Origin of the sequence: Pseudomonas sp. RA_105y_Pfl2_P56 (genome assembly GCF_963970845.1) — a bacterium.
GTDB classification, from domain to species: Bacteria; Pseudomonadota; Gammaproteobacteria; order Pseudomonadales; family Pseudomonadaceae; genus Aquipseudomonas; species Aquipseudomonas baetica_A.
This window is the reverse complement of record NZ_CAXAPL010000105.1, coordinates 1-1101: the sequence shown is the minus strand read 5'-3', so window position 1 is coordinate 1101 and position 1101 is coordinate 1. Positions and strand designations below refer to the sequence as shown.

The 1101-nt window shown below is 53.8% G+C and carries 1 pseudogene; it reads left to right on the top strand.

Annotation, left to right across the window (positions count from 1 at the left end):
• Positions 1 to 17 precede the first annotated feature (17 nt).
• A pseudogene (locus tag AACY11_RS28245) lies at positions 18 to 1101 on the top strand (IS3 family transposase); the annotation flags it as partial.

The following is a 1101-nucleotide window of genomic DNA, read 5'->3' as shown; positions in this document are numbered from 1 at the left end:
CTTATCAGGAGGGTGCAATGGATACGGGCGCAAAACGTAGTCAGCGCGATTACACGCTGACTTTTAAATTGTCAGTTGTCGACCAAGTAGAAAAAGGCGAGTTGAGTTATAAAGAGGCTCAACGGCGTTATGGGATTCAAGGTCGGTCGACGGTGTTGGTCTGGTTACGCAAGCATGGTCGACAAGATTGGAGCCAAGGCGCCTCCATTCGTACCCAGAGGACTCGACCGATGGACGAGCCAACTTTGCCTCTGACCCCCGAGCAGAGAATCAAAGAGCTTGAGGAGCAACTGGCACTGGCAAATCAGAAAGCCAAATTTTTCGAAGATGTGGTCGATGTCCTGAAGAACGACTACGGCGTATCCATTGTAAAAAAGCGGCCCGGCAAGTCGTTGCGCAAACCCAAACCCTGAGTGTCAGCAGGGCTTGCCAGTTTATGGGGATCAGTCGCCAAGCCTTTTACAAGCGTGATCGTGTCTATCGGGCTCGAGTCGATCAAGATCAGAAAATCATCAAGTTTGTGCAGACAATCCGAGTGCGCCAACCCTGCATTGGCGCGCGCAAGCTCCAGTCATTGATGCACGCGGAGCATGAGAAACCTGAATTGCATGTTGGCCGGGATCGCTTGTTTGAGGTGCTGCGCGAGCACCGGCAATTGGTTCGCAGGAAACGGGCGTATCACAAGACGACCGACAGCCATCATCACTTTCGCTGCCATCCCAATCTGCTAAAGCCAGGCCCGCAGCAAGTTGTCGCGACCGGTCCGGAACAGGTCTGGGTGGCCGATATTACTTACCTGTCCACCCAGCGTGACAACCCGGTCTACCTGAGTCTGGTCACAGATGCCTTCTCAAGAAAAATTGTCGGTTATCACGTGCATGGCAGCCTACATGCCGACTCGGTGGCCCACGCCTTACGCATGGCGTTAAAGACACGTCGAACACGCCAGAAACTGGTCCATCACTCGGATCGAGGAGTCCAGTACTGCTCGGCGCTGTATCAAAAGCTCCACGCCAAGCATGGCATCACGTGTTCGATGACAGATGGCTACGACTGCTACCAGAACGCCTTGGCAGAGCGGGTCAACGGCATCTTGAAAAC